We start from the raw sequence: 432 nt of genomic DNA on the forward strand, positions 1-432 counted from the left end.
GGTAGAGCCACAGCATGTACACGGCCGACAGCACCAGCGCGGTGACGCCGAATCCGGCGGCCAGCCAGTACCGGTTGAAAGTTCCCAGCAGGACCAGGAATTCGCTGATGAACGGGGCCAGGCCGGGCAATGACAGGGTGGCCATGGCGGAGACCAGGAAGGTGCCCGCCAAGATGGGCGCCACCTTCTGCACGCCGCCGTAGTCGGCGATCGCCCGGCTGCCGTGCCGCGAGATCAGGAAGCCGGCGATCAGGAACACCGCCGCCGTGGACAGCCCGTGATTGAGCATGTACAGCGTCGACCCGCTCTGGCCCTGGCTGGTCATCACAAAGATGCCGAGGATGATGAACCCGAAGTGCGAGATCGACGTGTAGGCGATCAGGCGCATGATGTCGGTCTGGCCGATGGCGACGATCGCCCCGTAGACCACCC

Annotated in this window: 1 protein-coding gene; it reads right to left on the minus strand. The window is 65.3% G+C overall.

Going from position 1 to position 432, the window contains the following annotated elements:
• On the minus strand, positions 1-432 hold a 432-nt coding region (locus tag KHA85_RS16915; protein WP_272875189.1), incomplete at both ends, for a proton-conducting transporter transmembrane domain-containing protein.

This window comes from Dietzia massiliensis (assembly GCF_018390595.1).
Lineage (GTDB): Bacteria > Actinomycetota > Actinomycetes > Mycobacteriales > Mycobacteriaceae > Dietzia > Dietzia massiliensis.